The organism is Salinivibrio sp. KP-1, from assembly GCF_000968645.1.
GTDB lineage: Bacteria > Pseudomonadota > Gammaproteobacteria > Enterobacterales > Vibrionaceae > Salinivibrio > Salinivibrio siamensis.
Map to the genome: position 1 here is coordinate 121,375 of NZ_LAQR01000036.1, position 17,583 is coordinate 138,957.

Annotated in this window: 13 protein-coding genes; 9 read left to right on the forward strand and 4 right to left on the reverse strand. The window is 52.8% G+C overall.

Annotation, left to right across the window (positions count from 1 at the left end; genetic code table 11):
- Window positions 1–49 precede the first annotated feature (49 nt).
- Window positions 50–265, forward strand: coding sequence for a 50S ribosomal protein L31 (gene rpmE / locus WN56_RS09325; RefSeq protein ID WP_046074736.1), 216 nt, complete (start codon window positions 50–52; stop codon window positions 263–265).
- A gap of 254 nt (window positions 266–519) precedes the next feature.
- Window positions 520–1,773, forward strand: coding sequence for a malic enzyme-like NAD(P)-binding protein (locus WN56_RS09330; RefSeq protein WP_046074737.1), 1,254 nt, complete (start codon window positions 520–522; stop codon window positions 1,771–1,773).
- Window positions 1,774–1,868: 95 nt separating this feature from the next.
- Here the strand turns inward: WN56_RS09330 and metJ are convergent, their stop codons facing one another.
- A complete protein-coding gene (metJ, locus tag WN56_RS09335; RefSeq protein ID WP_046074738.1) occupies window positions 1,869–2,186 on the reverse strand; it encodes a met regulon transcriptional regulator MetJ in 318 nt (105 codons plus the stop codon).
- Between the two features lie 186 nt (window positions 2,187–2,372).
- On the opposite strand from metJ, the gene metB reads away from it, so the two are divergent.
- From metB to metF, 3 genes are all read left to right on the forward strand, one after another.
- Window positions 2,373–3,539, forward strand: coding sequence for a cystathionine gamma-synthase (gene metB, locus WN56_RS09340; protein WP_046074739.1), 1,167 nt, complete (start codon window positions 2,373–2,375; stop codon window positions 3,537–3,539).
- 61 nt (window positions 3,540–3,600) lie between these two features.
- Window positions 3,601–6,042 (forward strand): bifunctional aspartate kinase/homoserine dehydrogenase II, encoded by a 2,442-nt coding sequence (locus WN56_RS09345; RefSeq protein ID WP_046074740.1) that lies wholly within the window; start codon window positions 3,601–3,603, stop codon window positions 6,040–6,042.
- A gap of 259 nt (window positions 6,043–6,301) precedes the next feature.
- The gene (gene metF, locus WN56_RS09350) at window positions 6,302–7,201 is read left to right on the forward strand and encodes a methylenetetrahydrofolate reductase (protein ID WP_046074741.1); all 900 of its coding nucleotides are present in this window, start codon (window positions 6,302–6,304) and stop codon (window positions 7,199–7,201) included.
- 59 nt (window positions 7,202–7,260) lie between these two features.
- Here the strand turns inward: metF and WN56_RS09355 are convergent, their stop codons facing one another.
- From WN56_RS09355 to ppc, 3 genes are all read right to left on the reverse strand, one after another.
- Window positions 7,261–7,809, reverse strand: coding sequence for a PadR family transcriptional regulator (locus WN56_RS09355; protein WP_046074742.1), 549 nt, complete (start codon window positions 7,807–7,809; stop codon window positions 7,261–7,263).
- Between the two features lie 64 nt (window positions 7,810–7,873).
- Window positions 7,874–9,151 (reverse strand): O-acetylhomoserine aminocarboxypropyltransferase/cysteine synthase family protein, encoded by a 1,278-nt coding sequence (locus WN56_RS09360; RefSeq protein ID WP_046074743.1) that lies wholly within the window; start codon window positions 9,149–9,151, stop codon window positions 7,874–7,876.
- A gap of 184 nt (window positions 9,152–9,335) precedes the next feature.
- Window positions 9,336–11,969 carry a phosphoenolpyruvate carboxylase gene (gene ppc / locus WN56_RS09365; RefSeq protein ID WP_046074744.1) on the reverse strand — a complete coding sequence of 878 codons (2,634 nt, stop codon included), beginning with the start codon at window positions 11,967–11,969 and terminating at the stop codon, window positions 9,336–9,338.
- A gap of 529 nt (window positions 11,970–12,498) precedes the next feature.
- Here ppc and argC point away from each other — a divergent pair.
- Genes argC through argH form a run of 4 tightly spaced genes read left to right on the forward strand, consistent with a single transcriptional unit; the run spans window position 12,499 to window position 17,480 of the window.
- Window positions 12,499–13,509 carry an N-acetyl-gamma-glutamyl-phosphate reductase gene (gene argC, locus WN56_RS09370; protein WP_046074745.1) on the forward strand — a complete coding sequence of 337 codons (1,011 nt, stop codon included), beginning with the start codon at window positions 12,499–12,501 and terminating at the stop codon, window positions 13,507–13,509.
- A gap of 9 nt (window positions 13,510–13,518) precedes the next feature.
- Window positions 13,519–14,298: an acetylglutamate kinase gene (argB, locus tag WN56_RS09375; protein WP_046074746.1), complete on the forward strand. Its 780-nt coding sequence runs from the start codon at window positions 13,519–13,521 to the stop codon at window positions 14,296–14,298.
- A gap of 54 nt (window positions 14,299–14,352) precedes the next feature.
- Entirely contained in the window at window positions 14,353–15,564 is a 1,212-nt protein-coding gene (locus WN56_RS09380) for an argininosuccinate synthase (protein WP_046074747.1), read from the forward strand.
- Window positions 15,565–15,599: 35 nt separating this feature from the next.
- The gene (gene argH, locus WN56_RS09385; RefSeq protein ID WP_046074748.1) at window positions 15,600–17,480 is read left to right on the forward strand and encodes an argininosuccinate lyase; all 1,881 of its coding nucleotides are present in this window, start codon (window positions 15,600–15,602) and stop codon (window positions 17,478–17,480) included.
- Window positions 17,481–17,583: the final 103 nt, after the last annotated feature.

Sequence of the window (17,583 nt, forward strand, 5' to 3'; positions counted from 1 at the left end):
CGGCTTAGGATCGGGAGAGCGACACGGCCTTTAAGATGAGGTTATCCCTATGAAAGCTGGTATCCATCCAGAGTACAAAGCCGTCACAGCAAAATGCTCTTGCGGTAACGAATTCGCGTTCAGCACAACCCTAGGCAAAGACATTTACCTAGACGTGTGTGACAAGTGCCACCCATTCTACACTGGTAAGCAGCGTATCCTTGATACCGGTGGCCGTGTTGACCGCTTTAAGAAGCGTTTCGGTGCCCTTAGCAGCAAAAAATAAGCCGCTATTGACCGAATACAGAGAAGGGACGCATCAGCGTCCCTTTTTTGATCGTATCGTCCCTGTCATCGGACAACAGGTCCGAGCATCATCGCGAATGCGCTGTTAGTACTGGTGGACGTTTGCTCCCTGCGTTACCATCTTTTTTATTATACAAACCTTCCCTGTGTGGTTTGTAGAGTGTCTGACTAATATCGGTGACGCTTCCCTGTCGATATTAGTTTCCCCTTCACGATAATAATTAGGAACACTAGATGTCGGACGATAAACGCCAGCAAGCGCTGGATTATCATGCATACCCTACTCCCGGAAAAATTTCTGTTGAATTGAGCAAACCTGCTGACTCGGCCGCGGATCTCGCGTTGGCGTATAGTCCTGGCGTTGCTGAGCCTGTGCGTGAGATAGCGCAAGATGCGGATGCGGTTTACCGCTATACGGGTAAAGGCAACATGGTGGCGGTGGTCTCAAACGGCACCGCGATTTTGGGGCTAGGAAATTTAGGCCCCATGGCTTCTAAGCCTGTTATGGAAGGTAAAGCTTTATTGTTCAAGCGTTTTGCTGGCTTGGACTCGATCGACATTGAAGTCAAACACCGTACTATCGATGAATTCGTGGATACCGTGGCGAACATCGCGGATACCTTTGGCGGTATCAATCTCGAAGATATCAAAGCCCCAGATTGTTTTGAGATTGAAAAACAATTAATTGCACGTTGCGAAGTGCCTGTATTTCATGATGATCAACACGGCACGGCCATCGTCACCGCTGCCGGCATGCTTAACGCGCTTGAGCTGCAAGGCAAAGATATCCGCGAGGCGACGGTGGTGTGCATGGGCGCAGGCGCAGCGGCTGTTGCCTGTATGGAGCTATTAATAAAATGTGGCGCTCAGCGGGAAAAAATCTATATGTTGGATCGTAAAGGCGTGATCCATACGCGTCGTGACGACATCAACAAATACAAGCAGCTGTTTGCCAATAACACGGATAAGCGTACCCTCGAAGATGTGATTGAGGGCGCGGATATGTTCGTTGGCGTCTCCGGTCCAGACTTGCTCTCACCCGACGCCTTGAAGCTGATGGCAGATAAACCCGTGGTATTTGCCTGCTCGAACCCAGATCCTGAAATCCATCCGGATGTGGCGCATCAAGTACGCGATGATCTGATCATGGGAACCGGGCGGTCGGATTACCCGAATCAGGTCAATAACGTGCTCTGCTTCCCGTTTATTTTCCGTGGCGCATTGGATGTACGTGCCAGTGAAATTAACGATGCGATGAAGTTGGCAGCGGTAGAAGCCATTCGCAGCCTAGCCAAAGAGCCTGTCCCACAAACGGTATTAGACGCCGCCGGTTTGTCTTCGCTAAGCTTTGGCCCTGATTACATTATTCCCAAGCCAATGGACGCGCGTTTATTACCTAAGGTCGCCCGCGCGGTAGCGCTGGCCGCCGTGGAAACCGGCGTGGCTCGTATCGAGATGCCAGAAAACTATATGCTCGACAAGGCGTAATGCTTGAGCGTTAGGAAAAGCGCGGTGGAATAGAGCCTGAGAAGGCTGTACTGAGCACCTATCAATACAGAAAACCCGCCAATCGGCGGGTTTTTTTAGTATTCGCTATCGTCGAACTCGATACCAAGTTCTTCCATGATCCGACGTGCTTCAGCGGGAATGCTGTCGGGTTTATCCTTACGGATATCGTCATCGGTTGGTAGTGGTTGGCCGGTGTAGGCATGAAGAAATGCCTCACACAACAACTCACTGTTGGTCGCATGACGTAGGTTTTGCACCTGACGACGAGTACGCTCGTCGGTAAGAATTTTTAGTACTTTTAATGGGATAGAGACGGTGATCTTCTTTACCTGCTCTTTCTTTTTACCATGTTCGGCATACGGATTAATGTAGTCGCCGTTCCACTGCGCCATGTCTCACCTATCTTGATTATGGAATACCCAGAATGATGCTGCGGAGATTTTAGCTATATTAACCGCCACATGCAAAGGAGTATAGACGTCTAGAAGTGTTGACGTCCCAAAAAGCGCAGGGTAAGGTGGCAGTATGAAACCTGGATCACGCCCACCATGCGCAAACCAGACTAGCAAGGATAGATCATGACTGAGAAAAAAACCGACACTATCGCCGTTCGGACCGGGATTGGGACTGACACCCAGCACCATGCGGTGGTGCCTCCCCTGTACTTATCGACCAATTACCGTTTTCCGGCACTGGGTGATGTGCCTACTTACGACTACGCGCGAGGCGGCAACCCAACGCGTGCGCAGCTCGAACAAGCGCTGACTGACTTAGAAGGGGGCGCAGGTGCGGTGGTGACCAACTGCGGGATGTCGGCGATAAACTTGGTGCTATCTCTGTTGGAGGCTGGCGAGCATATTGTCGCCCCACATGATTGTTATGGCGGCACCTATCGCTTGCTCGAATCGCGTGCCAAACAAGGGATCTGGCAGGTAAGTTTTGTCGATCAATCGGACCATGATGCGTTGGACCAGGCATTGGCTAAACAGCCCAAGCTCGTGCTGGTGGAAACCCCATCCAATCCACTCTTACGCGTGGTCGATATCGCAGAAATATGCCAAAAAGCCCATCAAGTGGGGGCTTGGGTGGTGGTCGACAACACGTTTTTATCGCCAGCTTTGCAAACGCCTTTTGCGCTGGGCGCGGATATGGTGGTGCATTCGACCACCAAATTTATTAATGGCCATTCTGATATTGTCGGTGGCGCGGTGATCGCCGCGACCAGTGAACTTGCCGAGACATTGGCTTGGTGGGGAAATTGCTTAGGGGCGACGGGCAATGCATTTGACAGTTATATGACACTGCGAGGGTTGCGCACATTGGGTGCACGCGTTAAACAACACCAACACAACACTGAAGTGGTACTTAGCTACCTGCAAACGGTGTCGGCAGTGCGGAAAATCTACTACCCCGGGTTGGCCTCTCACCCTGGCCACCAAATTGCTGCGCGCCAGCAAGCGGGGTTTGGTAGCATGCTGAGCTTAGAATTGGATACAGACCAAGCCGGTGTGGCGCGATTTATTGATGGCCTCACGTTATTTGCCCTCGCCGAGTCTCTCGGGGGGGTAGAAAGCTTAGTGACGCACCCTGGTTCGATGACACACAGAGCCATGAGTGACGCCGCGCAAGCGGAGGCGGGCATCGCACCGACCTTGTTGCGTTTTTCCATTGGATTAGAAGATGCGCAAGATTTGGTTGCCGATTTGGCGAACGCCTTTGCCCGTTTAGAGGGTGGCACCCCATAGAGGCTGCGCTTCAGTGCGCGCCCCTTTACCGAGATCGATAGACATTAAGAGAGACCTTGCCATGCATGCGCAACCGACGGAAACGTCCCCCGAGTCACCACGCCAATTGCACAAGTTTGGTGGCAGTAGCCTTGCGAGCCCTGATTGCTATCGTCGCGTGGTCGATGTATTGACCGCGCATGCGAGCCAGCAAGACTTAATCGTGGTGTCCGCGGCAGGAAAAACCACTAACCAGCTGATCATGTGGTTAGCACAGTTAGACAAGGATGGGCGAGTGGCGCATGAGACCTTGCAAGCGGTGCGCGCCTTTCAGCAAGACTTGATTGAGAACTTGATTGATGGTGAACCCAAGCAGCAGCTGGTGGATGCACTTTACGCCGATATCGCCACCATCGCTTCGCTGGGCGATAACGGCCTGAGTGAAAGTGACAAAGCGTATGTACAAGGTTTTGGTGAGGTATGGTCGGCGCGTCTATTGGCTCAACTACTCACTCAGCATCAGCGCGCAGCGGTGATGTTAGATTCACGCCAGTGTTTGCGCGCCGAGCGTGCCGCTCAGCCAGAAGTGGATCGCGGTGCGTCTTGGCCTTTGCTGCAAAATCAGCTTTCGCAACACAGCCACACTCATGTGGTGATCACCGGCTTTATGGCGCAAAACCAAGCGGGAGAAACCGTGCTGCTTGGTCGCAATGGTTCTGATTATTCGGCCACTGTGCTGGGTGCGTTGGCCGGAGTGAGCCGTGTGACCATTTGGAGTGATGTTGCCGGGGTGTATAGCGCGGATCCACGTCATGTTGATAATGCGTGTTTGTTGCCTTTAATCCGTCTTGATGAGGCGGGTGAGCTGGCGCGTCTTGCCGCCCCCGTGCTGCATAGCCGAACCTTACAGCCGGTGGCGCAAAGTGCCACCGACCTGACTTTACGTTGTACGCATGCGCCGGATAGTGGCTCAACACGCATTGAGCGTGTATTAGCGACCGGGCGTGGCGCCAAGATCATTACGGCGTTGGATGATGTGAGTTTGCTGCAATTCGATGTGGCCCGAGGCCAGGATTTTCAGGCGATAAAGCAAGAGCTCAGCCGGATTTTGTCACAGCTAAAAGTACAGCCATTAGCAACCGATTACCAAGATGATCAATATCGAATTTTGTTGGCATTTACTACGGAAGTGGTTGCTCTGGTGATGGCGCAAATCCAAGACGCTGGCCTCTCCGCTGAGCTCAAACTACGTGAAGGCTTTACCATGGTAGCGGCCGTGGGGGCAGGCGTGGTGAACAACCCCGTTCATTGCCATGGCTTTTATCAACAACTCAAATCCCAACCGGTGGAGTTTATCAGTGAGTCAGCGTCTGGGCTCAGCATGGTTGCTATCCTTCGCCAAGTACACACTCAAGCCCTCGTCGCCAGCTTGCATGATGCCTTGTTTCAAGCTCAACGCCGTATCGGCTTGGTGTTGGTGGGGAAAGGCAATATTGGTACCCGCTGGCTAAGCCTCTTTGCCGAGCAAAAATCACACTTGGAAAAGCGTCATGGCAAGGAAGTGTCACTGATTTCAGTGGTGGACAGTCGCAACCAATGGCTTGATTTTGCCGGCATTGATGCCTCGCGGGTGTTGGATGGGTTTGATGAGCGTTGCGAGCCTTATTTTGATGATGAGTGGCTCACCCGTCTACTTAACCACCCGTATGATGATGTGATTGTGTTGGATGTCACCGCCAGTGCGTCATTGGCGTATTTATACCCGCGACTTGCCGAGCATGGCTTTCACTTAATCTCTGCCAACAAAGAGGCGGGCGCCGCACCCGCCGAGCAGTATCACGCGATTCAGCAGGCATTTAGCAAAACCGGCCGCCATTGGCTTTACAATGCGACCGTGGGAGCGGGGTTGCCGATTAACTACGCGGTACAAGATCTACGTGAAAGTGGTGACACGATTTTGGCGTTGTCTGGGATCTTTTCTGGAACCTTGTCGTGGCTGTTTTTGCAATTCAGTGGCGAGGTTCCCTTTAGTGTCCTGCTTGAGCAAGCTTGGCAGCAAGGCCTAACCGAGCCTGACCCGCGTGATGATCTCTCCGGTGCCGACGTGGTGCGTAAATTGGTGATTTTGGCACGCGAAGCGGGCATGGCGCTCGAGCCAGAGCAGGTTAAGGTTGAATCCTTAGTGCCTAAATCACTGGCTAATCTGTCTTTGGATGCGTTTCTTGACAATGCACACCAAATGGATGAACGGCTTCAGGAGCGATTAGACAAAGCGCATAAAAACCGGTCAGTGCTACGTTATGTCGCGCGCTTGGAGGTTAACGGCAACGCCCATGTGAGCCTAGAAACCCTACCCAGCGAGCACCCACTCGCTCACTTGTTGCCATGTGACAATGTGTTTGCGATTGAGAGCCAATGGTATCGCGAGAATCCCCTGGTGATTCGTGGACCAGGTGCGGGACGCGATGTCACAGCGGGCGCCATTCAATCCGATTTAAATCGCTTGATAAGTCGCCTTCACTAACCCACCTATGGATAACCGTGATCAAGCTGTCTGCGCGCTGCGTAGGCAGCTTTTTTGTATCGTTAGCCGCGTTGTCATGTGCGCATTGATAGCTGCTTAGTCTATCTTCATAACACCATGAGTTTTTTTCATGGCTTGTATCGTTGACATTTTAGCCGAATCGCGACAGTCTTTAGACATATGGACGTCTAAACGTATAAATCAAAGTAGAGCAGACACAGGCATACTGAACAGCGTCGTTCGGTGTCAGGGAGAGGATATGAGCTACACGCACGCAGGCCACATTGATGCACTCAATCAGAACATTGCTGACTTAGATGGCGATATTAATGTCTCATTTGAGTTTTTTCCTCCCAGCACCCCAAGTATGGAAGAAACCCTCTGGAACTCAGTACATCGCTTAAAAGCACTCAAACCTAAGTTTATGTCGGTGACCTATGGCGCCAACTCCGGGGAGCGTGATCGCACCCATGACATCGTGAAAAGCATTCATGACCAGACTGGTATCGCGGCGGCGCCCCATCTAACCTGCATTGATGCCACTGAAGATGAGCTCCGTCATATTGCCCGTGATTATTGGCAAAATGGCATCCGTGACATTGTGGCGTTGCGTGGCGACTTGCCATCGCCGGAGAAGAAGCCGGATATGTACGCGGTCGATTTAGTCCGTTTGCTCAAAGAAGAGCATGACTTTGATATCTCGGTTGCCGCTTACCCTGAGGTGCACCCAGAAGCGAAAAGCGCGCAGGCGGATTTAATTAACCTCAAGCGAAAAGTGGATGCCGGTGCTAGCCGGGCGATTACGCAGTTTTTCTTCGATGTCGAAAGTTATCTACGTTTTCGTGATCGCTGTGTTGCCGCCGGGATTGACGTGGAAATTGTCCCAGGGATTTTGCCCGTCTCTAACTTTAAGCAGGCGTCGCGCTTTGCCAAGATGACCAATGTGCGTGTGCCGCAGTGGATGCACAAACAGTATCAAGGGCTGGAGGATGATCCTGTCACGCGTCAGATGGTGGGCGCCTCTATTGCGCTTGATATGGTGCGAGTGCTAAGCCGTGAAGGCGTGAAAGATTTTCACTTTTATACCCTCAACCGTGCGGAATTGACGTATGCCCTGTGCCATACCTTAGGGGTTCGTCCGCTTGCGGTCACGCCTTAAAAAATACGCCCCAGTTATGTCGGGGCGTATTAGGTTGCGTGTTGTGTTTGTTGTAGTGATTAAGCACTGGCGGCGAGCATAGTGAGCTCGTCGCGCACTTCCTGCGCCCATGCCATCCATGCACGACGTTGATGGATGCTGCGTCGCAGTGCGAGGCGCATTAAACGTTGTTGTGACGTGAGCAGAGTGACTTGGCCATATTCACGCTGTTCCAGTAGCGTATAGTGATTAAGCAGCTGCTGAGACTCGGCAATCAAGTTATTCACATGATCCAGCATGGGAGCTGGGTCGAGTACATCACAACTGAGTAGTCTGGCGACATACTCGTCACGTGGTGGGGCTAACTTGGGTGTTTGAATAAACCACGCCTCAAGCATCTCAGTGCCGACAGGTGTGATGGCGTAGACCTTCCTATCGGGTTTACCGACTTGCGGCTCCAGGCGGTAGGTGACAGCACCTCGATCGGCGAGCTTATTGAGTTCACGATATACCTGTTGATGGCTGGCTTTCCACACATTGCTGATGGTGGTGGAAAACGCCTTGGTAATATCATAACCCGTGGCCTCGCAGTTGCTTAGCACTGTCAGTATTACATGGGGGAGTGACATCTCTTATATCCACAGTTTTGTTTGTACAACGATTGTTTCCTGGCAGCGGCTAGCCTTCTTTGGGCTATTTCACCGTCGCCAAGGCTTGTTCCAAGTCGGCAATGATGTCATCGATATGCTCAATGCCGACACAAAGACGGATCATCTCTGGCGTTACCCCGGCTTTGGCTTGCTCCTGGTCATTCAGTTGGCGGTGGGTCGTCGAGGCGGGGTGACAAGCCAGCGATTTAGCATCACCGATATTCACTAAACGTTTGAACAGATTAAGCGCATCATAAAATTTCACCCCTTCATCAAAGCCACCCTTTAAGCCGAATGACAGCAATGACGCGGGCAGCCCACCGCGTATCAGTGACTGGGCGCGGGTATAATGTGGGTGAGCGGACTGACCCGCATAGTTCACCCACGAGACGGCGGGGTGTTGGGCAAGGTAATCGGCCACGGCTTTGGCGTTTTCGCAGTGGCGCTCCATCCGCAGACTCAAGGTTTCTAAGCCTTGCATCAACATAAAAGCATTCATCGGCGAGAGGGCTGCGCCACTGTTACGCAGCGGTACCGTACGTGCGCGGGCAATAAACGCCGCAGGACCAAAGGTCTCACTGTAAACCACGCCATGATAGGCCGGTTCCGGTTGTGAGAATTGCGGGAAGCGGGCTTGATGGGCCACCCAGTCAAAGGTACCGCCATCGACAATCATGCCGCCAAGGGTGGTGCCATGGCCGCCAATGTATTTAGTCAGCGAGTGCACCACGATATCGGCGCCATGCTCAATGGGTTTACACAAAACGGGCGTAGCCACGGTATTGTCGACCACCAAAGGGACACCATGCGCGTGTGCGATTTTGGCAAAACCCGGTATATCCGCGATATTGCCAGCAGGGTTGCCAATCGACTCGCAATACACCGCTTTGGTGTTGTCATCGATCAGCGCCTCAATCGCACTGGCGTCGTCACTCGCGGCAAAACGCACCTCGATGCCTTGCTCGGGGAGCATGTGGGCAAACAAGGTATAGGTGCCACCATAAAGCTGTGGCGTGGCGACGATGTTGTCACCGGCCTTGGCAAGTGTTTGAATCGCATAGGTGATGGCGGCCGCACCGGCACTGACGCAAAGCCCTGCGATCCCCCCCTCTAATGCCGCCACCCGTTGTTCCAACACGTCGTTGGTCGGGTTCATGATCCGTGAGTAGATATTGCCTGGCACATCGAGGTTAAATAGATCAGCGCCGTGTTGGGCATTATCAAACTCGTAAGCGACGGTTTGATAGATAGGTGTCGCCACCGATTTGGTGGTGGGGTCGGTCTGGTAGCCGTGATGAATCGAGAGGGTTTCGTCTTTCATGGCAATTCCTTTGCGTTGTTGGGTCGCGTCAGTGCGACCTTCAATAGTAATAATATTATCAATGCAACAGCAAGCATTCGCTGACGCTTTAGCTAAAAAAAACGAGCAGCGGTTGCCGTGACACGACAAATCGATACGGAAACAAAAAAGCCGTACCCTGAGGTACGGCTTGGTGCTCGGTGATTTAACCGGTATTACGTAGGCCGGCGGCAATCCCCGCGATGGAAATCATCAAGGCATCGTCGAGTGATTGGTCCGGATCCTCTTGCTGACGCGTGCGGTATAACAGTTCGGCTTGCAGCATGTTGAGCGGCTCGACATAAATATTACGTAAGCGAATCGCTTCAGCCCCCCACGGATTTTGCTCCATCAGGTTATCGCTGTTTTCCACCGCCAGCACCACCTGAATATCTTGGCGTAATTGCTCACGCAAGGATTCACCTAGCGGCCAGAGGCTTTCATCGACCAAGCGCTGATCATAGTACTTGGCAATGTCTAGGTTGGTTTTGGTAAACACCATTTCCAGCATCCCGAGGCGGGTGGAGAAAAACGGCCATTCGCGGCACATTTCTTCCAGCTGGGCTTTGTGGCCCTTTGCAATGGCGTGATCGATCGCTTGTCCAGCCCCCAGCCAAGCCGGTAGCAATAAACGGTTTTGACTCCAGGCGAAAATCCAAGGAATCGCGCGCAAGCTTTCCACACCGCCGTTGGGGTTGCGTTTAGAAGGGCGCGATCCCAGTGGTAGTTTGCCTAATTCAAGCTCAGGGGTGGTGGAGCGGAAGTAAGGGACAAACTGCTCATGCCCCCGCACTACATCACGGTAGGCTTGGCAGGAGATGTCACTCAAGGTGTCCATCAGCTGTCGCCATTCCTGCTTAGGCTCCGGCGGTGGCAGCAAGTTCGCTTCCAAAATCGCGCTGGTATACAGGTTTAAGCTGTTAACGGCGACACCAGGCAGCCCCAATTTAAAGCGGATCATCTCGCCTTGTTCGGTCACGCGTAGGCCACCTTTTAAGCTGCGAGGTGGCTGTGAGAGCAAGGCGGCGTGGGCAGGGGCACCGCCCCGACCAACCGTCCCGCCACGGCCATGGAAAAGGGTGAGATTAACCCCTTGTTCATCACACAAATTGACCAAGGCTTCCATGGCGCGATATTGCGCCCAACCCGCGGACATGACTCCAGCATCTTTGGCGGAGTCCGAGTAACCGATCATCACCATTTGAACGTTCTGGGTGAAGCCACGGTACCAATCAATGGCCAGCAGCTCACCAATCACTGCCTCGGCATTGTTCAGATCGTCCAGGGTTTCGAATAATGGACACACATCCATGCGGAATGGACAGCCGGCTTCTTTTAGCAATAAATGCACGGCCAGCACGTCGGAAGCGGTGCGAGCCATCGAAATGACATAGGCGCCCAAGGCTTCACGCGGCTGTTCGGCAATTACTCGACAGGTGTCGATCACTTCTTGTACCTCAGGCGAGGGTGACCAATCACGTGGCAACAACGGACGCTTAGACGCCAGCTCGCGAGTCAGGAAGGCTTGCTTGTCTTGCTCGCTCCATTGGGCGTAATCGCCCATCCCCAAATAACGGGTTACTTCTGAGAGCACATCGGCATGACGGGTACTTTCTTGGCGAATATCGAGTTTGATCAGGTGTACGCCAAAGCATTGCACGCAGCGAAGTAGGTCAAGCAACTTGCCGTCGGCAATAATGCCCATGCCACATTGATGGAGAGACTGGTAACACGCCAGTAATGGTTGCCACAATTGCTGGGTGTCGGTCAGGATCCCTTGTGAAGAGGCGCGTTCGCCTTTCAGTTTGGCATCCAAGTAGTTCAAGGTGTGAGTTAGCTGACTGCGCATGGTTTTGAGGATGGCGCGATACGGTTCGTGCGCCTCGCCGGCCATTTCACGCACTGTGTCATCACACTGTGTCATTGACAGTTCGCTGATCAAATCCTGCACATCGCGCAAGTACAAATCCGACGCTTTCCAGCGTGACAACAGCATCACTTCACGGGTAACCTCGCTGGTGACATAGGGGTTACCGTCACGGTCGCCGCCCATCCAAGAGGAAATTTGTACCGGTTTGGCATCAATGGGTAAGTTGATGTCGAGGTGGCTTTCAAGCTGCTGATCAAATTGGCGTAAAAACGCCGGTACTGCTTGCCACAATGAATTTTCAATTACCGCGAAGCCCCATTTGGCTTCATCAAGCGGGGTAGGGCGCTCTTGGCGGATCACATCGGTGTGCCATGCTTGTGCAATCAACTGCTCAAGACGTTTCTCAGTTTTGGCACGCTCTGCCGCCCCCAAATGTTCACTGAGCTCTAATTTCGATAAACATTTATTTATTTGCACCAAGTTATGAATGGTGGTGCGGCGTGCGATTTCGGTCGGGTGAGCGGTCAGGACTAACTCAATTTTTAAATCGGCGATCGCTTGTTGCGCGTCATTGGCATTTATTTCACCTTGGCTGACACGGCGGAGTAAATCGTCGATAGCGTCCGGGCTGCACTCCAACGCGTCGCATTGACGCGAGACGGTGTGATATTGCTCGGCGATATTAGTCAGATTCAAAAATTGGCTAAAGGCGCGGGCGACCGGAAGCAGTTGGTCAGCCGGCAAGTTTTGCAGCACGGTTTTCAGCTTAGCATGATCGTCCTGATTGCCAGCGGCAGCCGATTTTGAGAGCTGACGAATTTCCTCAACTTTTTCTAAGAGTGCTGGACCATGGGCATCTTGGATGGTGTTACCCAGCAGACGGCCAAGCATACTGACATTGCTTTTTAAGGCAGAGTACTTTTCGTTCATAGCGTATCCATTCTGTAACAAAGTTACATCCTACTGTGACTGTAAAGAACCAATCTAGCGAATATTGCGCGATCGGGTCAACTTAACCGCAAATTAGCGCGAAAACTGGCCAGCGGATTTGATGCTTATCATAGCACCACCCCAAAAGCTGAAAAAAAGTTTCAGCTTTTAGGTTTGCCAGCCCTCCGAGGGTTTCTCCGCGCCCGCTATATCGCGACTTTCTCGTGAATGGCGACAGGGCGATTTGCATGATTAGATAGAATTATTGCTCTAATATGAATGAATAGACATAAAAAGTGACTTTTTACGCTTTTAGTGCTTGACGTCCAAACGGGAATACGATAAAAAATAACCATTCACTATTTATGAATAAAAATATTTTTGAGAGTTGACCCATGATGCCACTCGCCACCAAATACAACGCCCTTTCTGCTCGACGACGCTAGCCTGCCTTGCGTGGCTATTGGCTACGCCCTCGATACTATGCTGCCCCGCAGCACACCGTAAACACCCATAAAGAGAGACACCCATGACACTTAACACCATTATTGTCGGTGCCAGTGGCTACACAGGAGCCGAGCTTGTCGCCCTTGTCCATCGCCATCCGCAATTGCACTTGGCCGGTTTATATGTCTCGGCAGGCAGTGAAGACGCTAATCGTCCTGTGAGCGCGTTGCACGGCCAATTGCGTGGTGTAGTGGATATGCCACTGATGCCTTTGACCTCGCCACAGGATGTGGCCAAGCAAGCCGATGTGGTGTTTTTAGCCACTGCGCATGCGGTTAGTCATGAATTAGCGCCGATTTTTCTGGCTCAAGGTTGCGTGGTGTTTGATTTGTCGGGGGCGTATCGGGTCAATCAAGCGGATTTTTATCCTACCAATTACGGCTTTTCGCACCAGTCACCGGCATGGCTGGCTCAAGCCGTGTATGGCTTGGCGGAGTGGCAACAGGAAGCATTATCTGCAGCGCAGCTGGTAGCCGTGCCGGGATGTTATCCCACCGCCAGTCAATTAGCGCTCAAACCTTTGCTGGATGCAGACTTGTTGGATAAACAAATGTGGCCGGTGATCAATGCCACCAGTGGCGTAACGGGCGCGGGGCGCAAAGCGAGCCTGACCAATAGTTTTTGTGAAGTGAGCCTGAATGCCTACGGGGTGTTTTCTCACCGTCATCAGCCAGAGATTGCCACACACCTAGATACGCCGGTGATTTTCACCCCGCATCTTGGCAGTTACAAACGCGGCATTCTTGCCACCATTACCGCCAAATTAGCGCCAGGTGCTAGTGAGGCCGAGGTGGGGCAGGTACTGAACCAGGCTTATCAGGATGCGCCGCTGGTACGGGTACTTCCTGCCGGTGAGGTGGCCAAGCTGCAAGCGGTGCAATATACCGGCTTTTGCGATATTGGCTATCAGGCCGCGCATGGGCATCTGATCCTTACCAGTGCGATCGATAACTTACTTAAAGGCGCGGCCAGTCAAGCCGTGCAGTGTTTAAACCTTAAGTTTGGCTTTGCCGAAACCACAGCGATTGTCTAGGAGAAACGGATGAAAACGCCATTAGTGATTAAATTAGGCGGCGCAGCACTGAGCTGCAGCGAGACCCTCGCCAAGGTTTTCGGCGCGATGAACACCTATCGCAGTGAGGCTGAGCGCCCGCTAGTGCTGGTGCACGGTGGCGGCTACTTGGTCGATGAACTGTTGAAAAAACTCGCCCTCACCAGTGTGAAAAAACAAGGCTTACGGGTCACGCCAGTCGACCAGATTGATTATGTCACCGGTGCCTTAGCCGGGACGGCGAATAAGCTGCTGTTAGCCGAAGCGCGTAAGGCGAAGATTAAAAGCTGTGGCTTGAGCTTGGCCGATGGTGGCTTGTGTCAGGTCAGCCAGCTGGACCCTGAACTGGGGGCTGTGGGGGAAGCCAGCGCCGGAGATCCTAGCCTGCTGCAGGCGGTATTGGCCGCGGATTGTGTCCCCATTATTAGCTCGATTGGCATCAGTGAACAAGGTGAGTTGATGAACGTCAATGCCGACCAAGCGGCGGTGGCGGTGGCAACCACTCTTGGCGCGGAGCTGGTGTTGCTGTCGGATGTCAGCGGCGTGTTAGACGGCAAAGGGCACTTGCTGCCTTGCCTTACCGAGTTAGATGCGCAGCACTTAATGGAAAAAGGGGTGATCACCGATGGCATGGTGGTCAAGGTCAACGCGGCGTTTGCCGCCGCCCGCGAATTGGGTAAACCGGTGGAGATTGCCACCTGGCGTTACCCAGAAAAACTCACGCAATTATTCGATGGCCAGCAAATCGGCACTCGGTTTAGCGCCAGTTAATTAGACGTATAACGACGCGACGACACCGTCGATTTAGGATTTAAGGAGAGCAAGATGAGCAAGGTAAATAAAGTTGTACTGGCCTATTCGGGTGGATTGGATACTTCGGCCATCATTCCATGGCTAAAAGAAAATTATGACTGTGAGGTGGTGGCCTTTGTCGCTGACGTGGGTCAAGGCGAACAAGAGCTCGAAGGCATTGAGCAAAAAGCGCTCGCCTCGGGGGCATCACAGTGTTTTATCGCCGATCTGAAACACGAAATGGTGGCGGATTATATTTACCCCAGCCTGAAAACCGGGGCGGTGTATGAGGGCAAATACCTTCTAGGCACCTCGATGGCACGTCCTATCATTGCCAAAGCGCAGGTCGAATGTGCCCTTGAGGTCGGGGCGGATGCACTTTGCCACGGCTGTACCGGCAAGGGGAACGATCAAGTCCGTTTTGAGAGCACCTTCTCCGCGTTGGCGCCGCAACTGAAAGTGATTGCGCCGTGGCGGGAGTGGGATCTTACCAGTCGTGAAGCCTTGCTCGATTACTTGGCCGCCCGTGACATTCCTTGTACGGCGAGCCTTGAGAAAATTTATTCACGTGATGCCAATGCTTGGCACGTTTCGACCGAAGGTGGTGTCCTGGAAGATACTTGGACCGCGGCCAATCAAGATTGCTGGGTATGGACAGTGGCACCGGAAGAGGCGCCCAATACGCCCGAGTTTGTCACCTTGGGAGTACAAAGCGGGGAAGTGGTCTCGGTCGATGGTGAGTCCATGTCGCCTTATGACGTGCTGACGCTGCTGAACGACAAAGGCGCCCAACATGGCGTGGGACGGATTGATATTGTTGAGAACCGTTTGGTGGGGATGAAATCCCGCGGCTGCTATGAAACCCCGGGTGGCACCATCATCATGGAAGCGCTGCGTGGCGTTGAACAACTGGTGCTGGATAAAGAGAGTTATCAGTTCCGTGAGGAGCTCGGTTTAAAAGCGTCTCACCTGATTTATGATGGTCGTTGGTTTACGCCGCTTTGCCAGTCGATTGTTGCCGCGGCTAATTCCCTTGCCGCACCGGTAACGGGCGAGGTGGTGATCAAACTCTATAAAGGGCAAGCGACTGTGGTACAAAAACGCTCGACCAACAGCCTGTACTCGGAAGACTTTGCCACCTTTGGTGATGATGATGTCTACGATCACAGCCATGCCGAAGGCTTTATCCGTTTGTATTCGCTGTCGAGCCGGATTCGGACGCTGAACAAACAAAAACAATCCTAATTAAAAAAGCATCGTGAGCAGTAAGGAGAGACAGCATGGCATTATGGGGCGGACGCTTTAGTCAGGCAGCAGACAAACGGTTTCAAGCGTTTAATGATTCACTGCGCTTTGACTATCGCTTAGCAGAGCAAGACATTGTGGGCTCCATTGCTTGGTCCAAAGCCTTGCGTTCGGTGGGCGTGCTGAGTGATGACGAGCAACAGCAATTGGAGCTCGCGCTCAATGAGCTCAAGCTGTCGGTGATGGAAAACCCGAAGCAAATCTTACGCTCAGAGGCCGAAGACATTCACAGCTGGGTCGAGCAGCAACTGATCGACAAAGTCGGGGATTTGGGCAAAAAGCTGCACACCGGGCGCTCGCGCAACGATCAGGTCGCTACGGATCTCAAGCTCTGGTGTCGCCAACAAGGCCAGCAAATCTTGCTGTCTCTCGACAAGCTTCAGCAGCAGCTGGTGGATGTGGCCAGCCAACACCATGATACCGTGTTGCCCGGCTACACCCACTTGCAGCGTGCGCAGCCAGTGACCTTTGCCCATTGGTGTTTGGCCTATCTGGAGATGTTTGAGCGCGACACCACCCGCTTACAAGATGCGCTTAATCGTCTTGATACCTGTCCGTTAGGATCTGGGGCGCTGGCAGGCACGGCGTATCCGATTGATCGCGATGCCTTGGCACAACAACTGGGCTTTGAACGGGCCACCCGTAACAGCCTTGACTCAGTCTCGGATCGAGATCATGTGATGGAAATGCTGTCTGCGGCGTCGATATCAATGCTGCATTTATCACGGATGGCCGAAGATATGATCTTCTATAACTCGGGCGAATCCGGGTTTATCGAGCTGGCCGATACGGTGACATCAGGCTCATCGTTGATGCCACAAAAGAAAAACCCTGATGCGTTAGAGCTTATCCGCGGCAAAACCGGCCGTGTCTATGGCACCTTGTCGGCGATGATGATGACGGTGAAAGCCTTGCCACTGGCCTATAACAAGGATATGCAAGAAGACAAGGAAGGGCTCTTCGATGCCATGGACACTTGGCATGATTGCTTGGATATGGCCGCCTTGTGTTTTGAAGGTATCACCATTCACAACGACAAAACCTTGCAGGCGGCGCAGCAAGGTCATGCCAACGCCACCGAGCTCGCGGATTATTTGGTGAGCAAAGGGATCCCGTTCCGTGAAGCGCACCACATAGTGGGCGTGGCGGTGGTGTCTGCCATTGAGCAAGGTTGTGGACTGGAAGATTTACCGCTTGCCACCTTGCAGCAATTCTCACCGGTGATTGAAGACGATGTGTATGCCATGCTCACGATCGAATCTTGCTTGGCCCAACGTCGGGCGCTGGGTGGGGTAGCGCCTGAACAGGTCAGCTTTGCCATTCAAGAGGCGCAAAAGCGTTTAGATAAGCGCTTTACCCCCAAAGTCACGGTGCGCTCGGCAAGGCTCACCGACCTCGATACCATCGAAGGCATGGTGGTGTATTGGGCGAAATTGGGGGAGAACTTACCTCGTGATCGCCATGAATTGGTGCGTAATATCGGCCTATTTGCAGTATCCGAGCACCAAGGGGATCTCACCGGCTGCGGCTCGCTCTATATTTACGACTCAGGGCTGGCAGAAATTCGCTCCTTAGGGGTTGAAGCAGGCTGGCAGCGCCAAGGTCACGGTACGGCGCTGATGATGCACTTGATTAAAAAAGCCAAGCAAATGGCGATTGAGCAAGTCTTTGTCCTCACCCGGGTGCCCGAGTTTTTCACTCAATTGGGTTTTACCCCGGTGTCGAAATCGCAACTGCCTGAGAAAGTGATGAAAGATTGTGAAATCTGTCCGCGCTTCCACGCCTGTGACGAAGTGGCACTGACCTATAACATTGCCGGGCCAGCCACGATCTCGACCTTCTCTACGCTGGAGTAGGGTGACATCGTCTATTGCCTGACGATATCAGCGTCGTCGTTATCCCTTCTTAAGGCTGCGTGCTGACTAAGTCGCAGCTTTTTTTGTGTCCTCGTCATAAAAA

Excerpts from the sequence above, each read along its gene's own strand:
- rpmE (WP_046074736.1), top strand. The coding sequence starts at position 50 with ATGAAAGCTGGTATCCATCCAGAGTACAAAGCCGTCACAGCAAAATGC.
- WN56_RS09330 (WP_046074737.1), top strand. The coding sequence starts at position 520 with ATGTCGGACGATAAACGCCAGCAAGCGCTGGATTATCATGCATACCCT.
- metJ (WP_046074738.1), bottom strand. The coding sequence starts at position 2,186 with ATGGCGCAGTGGAACGGCGACTACATTAATCCGTATGCCGAACATGGT.
- metB (WP_046074739.1), top strand. The coding sequence starts at position 2,373 with ATGACTGAGAAAAAAACCGACACTATCGCCGTTCGGACCGGGATTGGG.
- WN56_RS09345 (WP_046074740.1), top strand. The coding sequence starts at position 3,601 with ATGCATGCGCAACCGACGGAAACGTCCCCCGAGTCACCACGCCAATTG.
- metF (WP_046074741.1), top strand. The coding sequence starts at position 6,302 with ATGAGCTACACGCACGCAGGCCACATTGATGCACTCAATCAGAACATT.
- WN56_RS09355 (WP_046074742.1), bottom strand. The coding sequence starts at position 7,809 with ATGTCACTCCCCCATGTAATACTGACAGTGCTAAGCAACTGCGAGGCC.
- WN56_RS09360 (WP_046074743.1), bottom strand. The coding sequence starts at position 9,151 with ATGAAAGACGAAACCCTCTCGATTCATCACGGCTACCAGACCGACCCC.
- ppc (WP_046074744.1), bottom strand. The coding sequence starts at position 11,969 with ATGAACGAAAAGTACTCTGCCTTAAAAAGCAATGTCAGTATGCTTGGC.
- argC (WP_046074745.1), top strand. The coding sequence starts at position 12,499 with ATGACACTTAACACCATTATTGTCGGTGCCAGTGGCTACACAGGAGCC.
- argB (WP_046074746.1), top strand. The coding sequence starts at position 13,519 with ATGAAAACGCCATTAGTGATTAAATTAGGCGGCGCAGCACTGAGCTGC.
- WN56_RS09380 (WP_046074747.1), top strand. The coding sequence starts at position 14,353 with ATGAGCAAGGTAAATAAAGTTGTACTGGCCTATTCGGGTGGATTGGAT.
- argH (WP_046074748.1), top strand. The coding sequence starts at position 15,600 with ATGGCATTATGGGGCGGACGCTTTAGTCAGGCAGCAGACAAACGGTTT.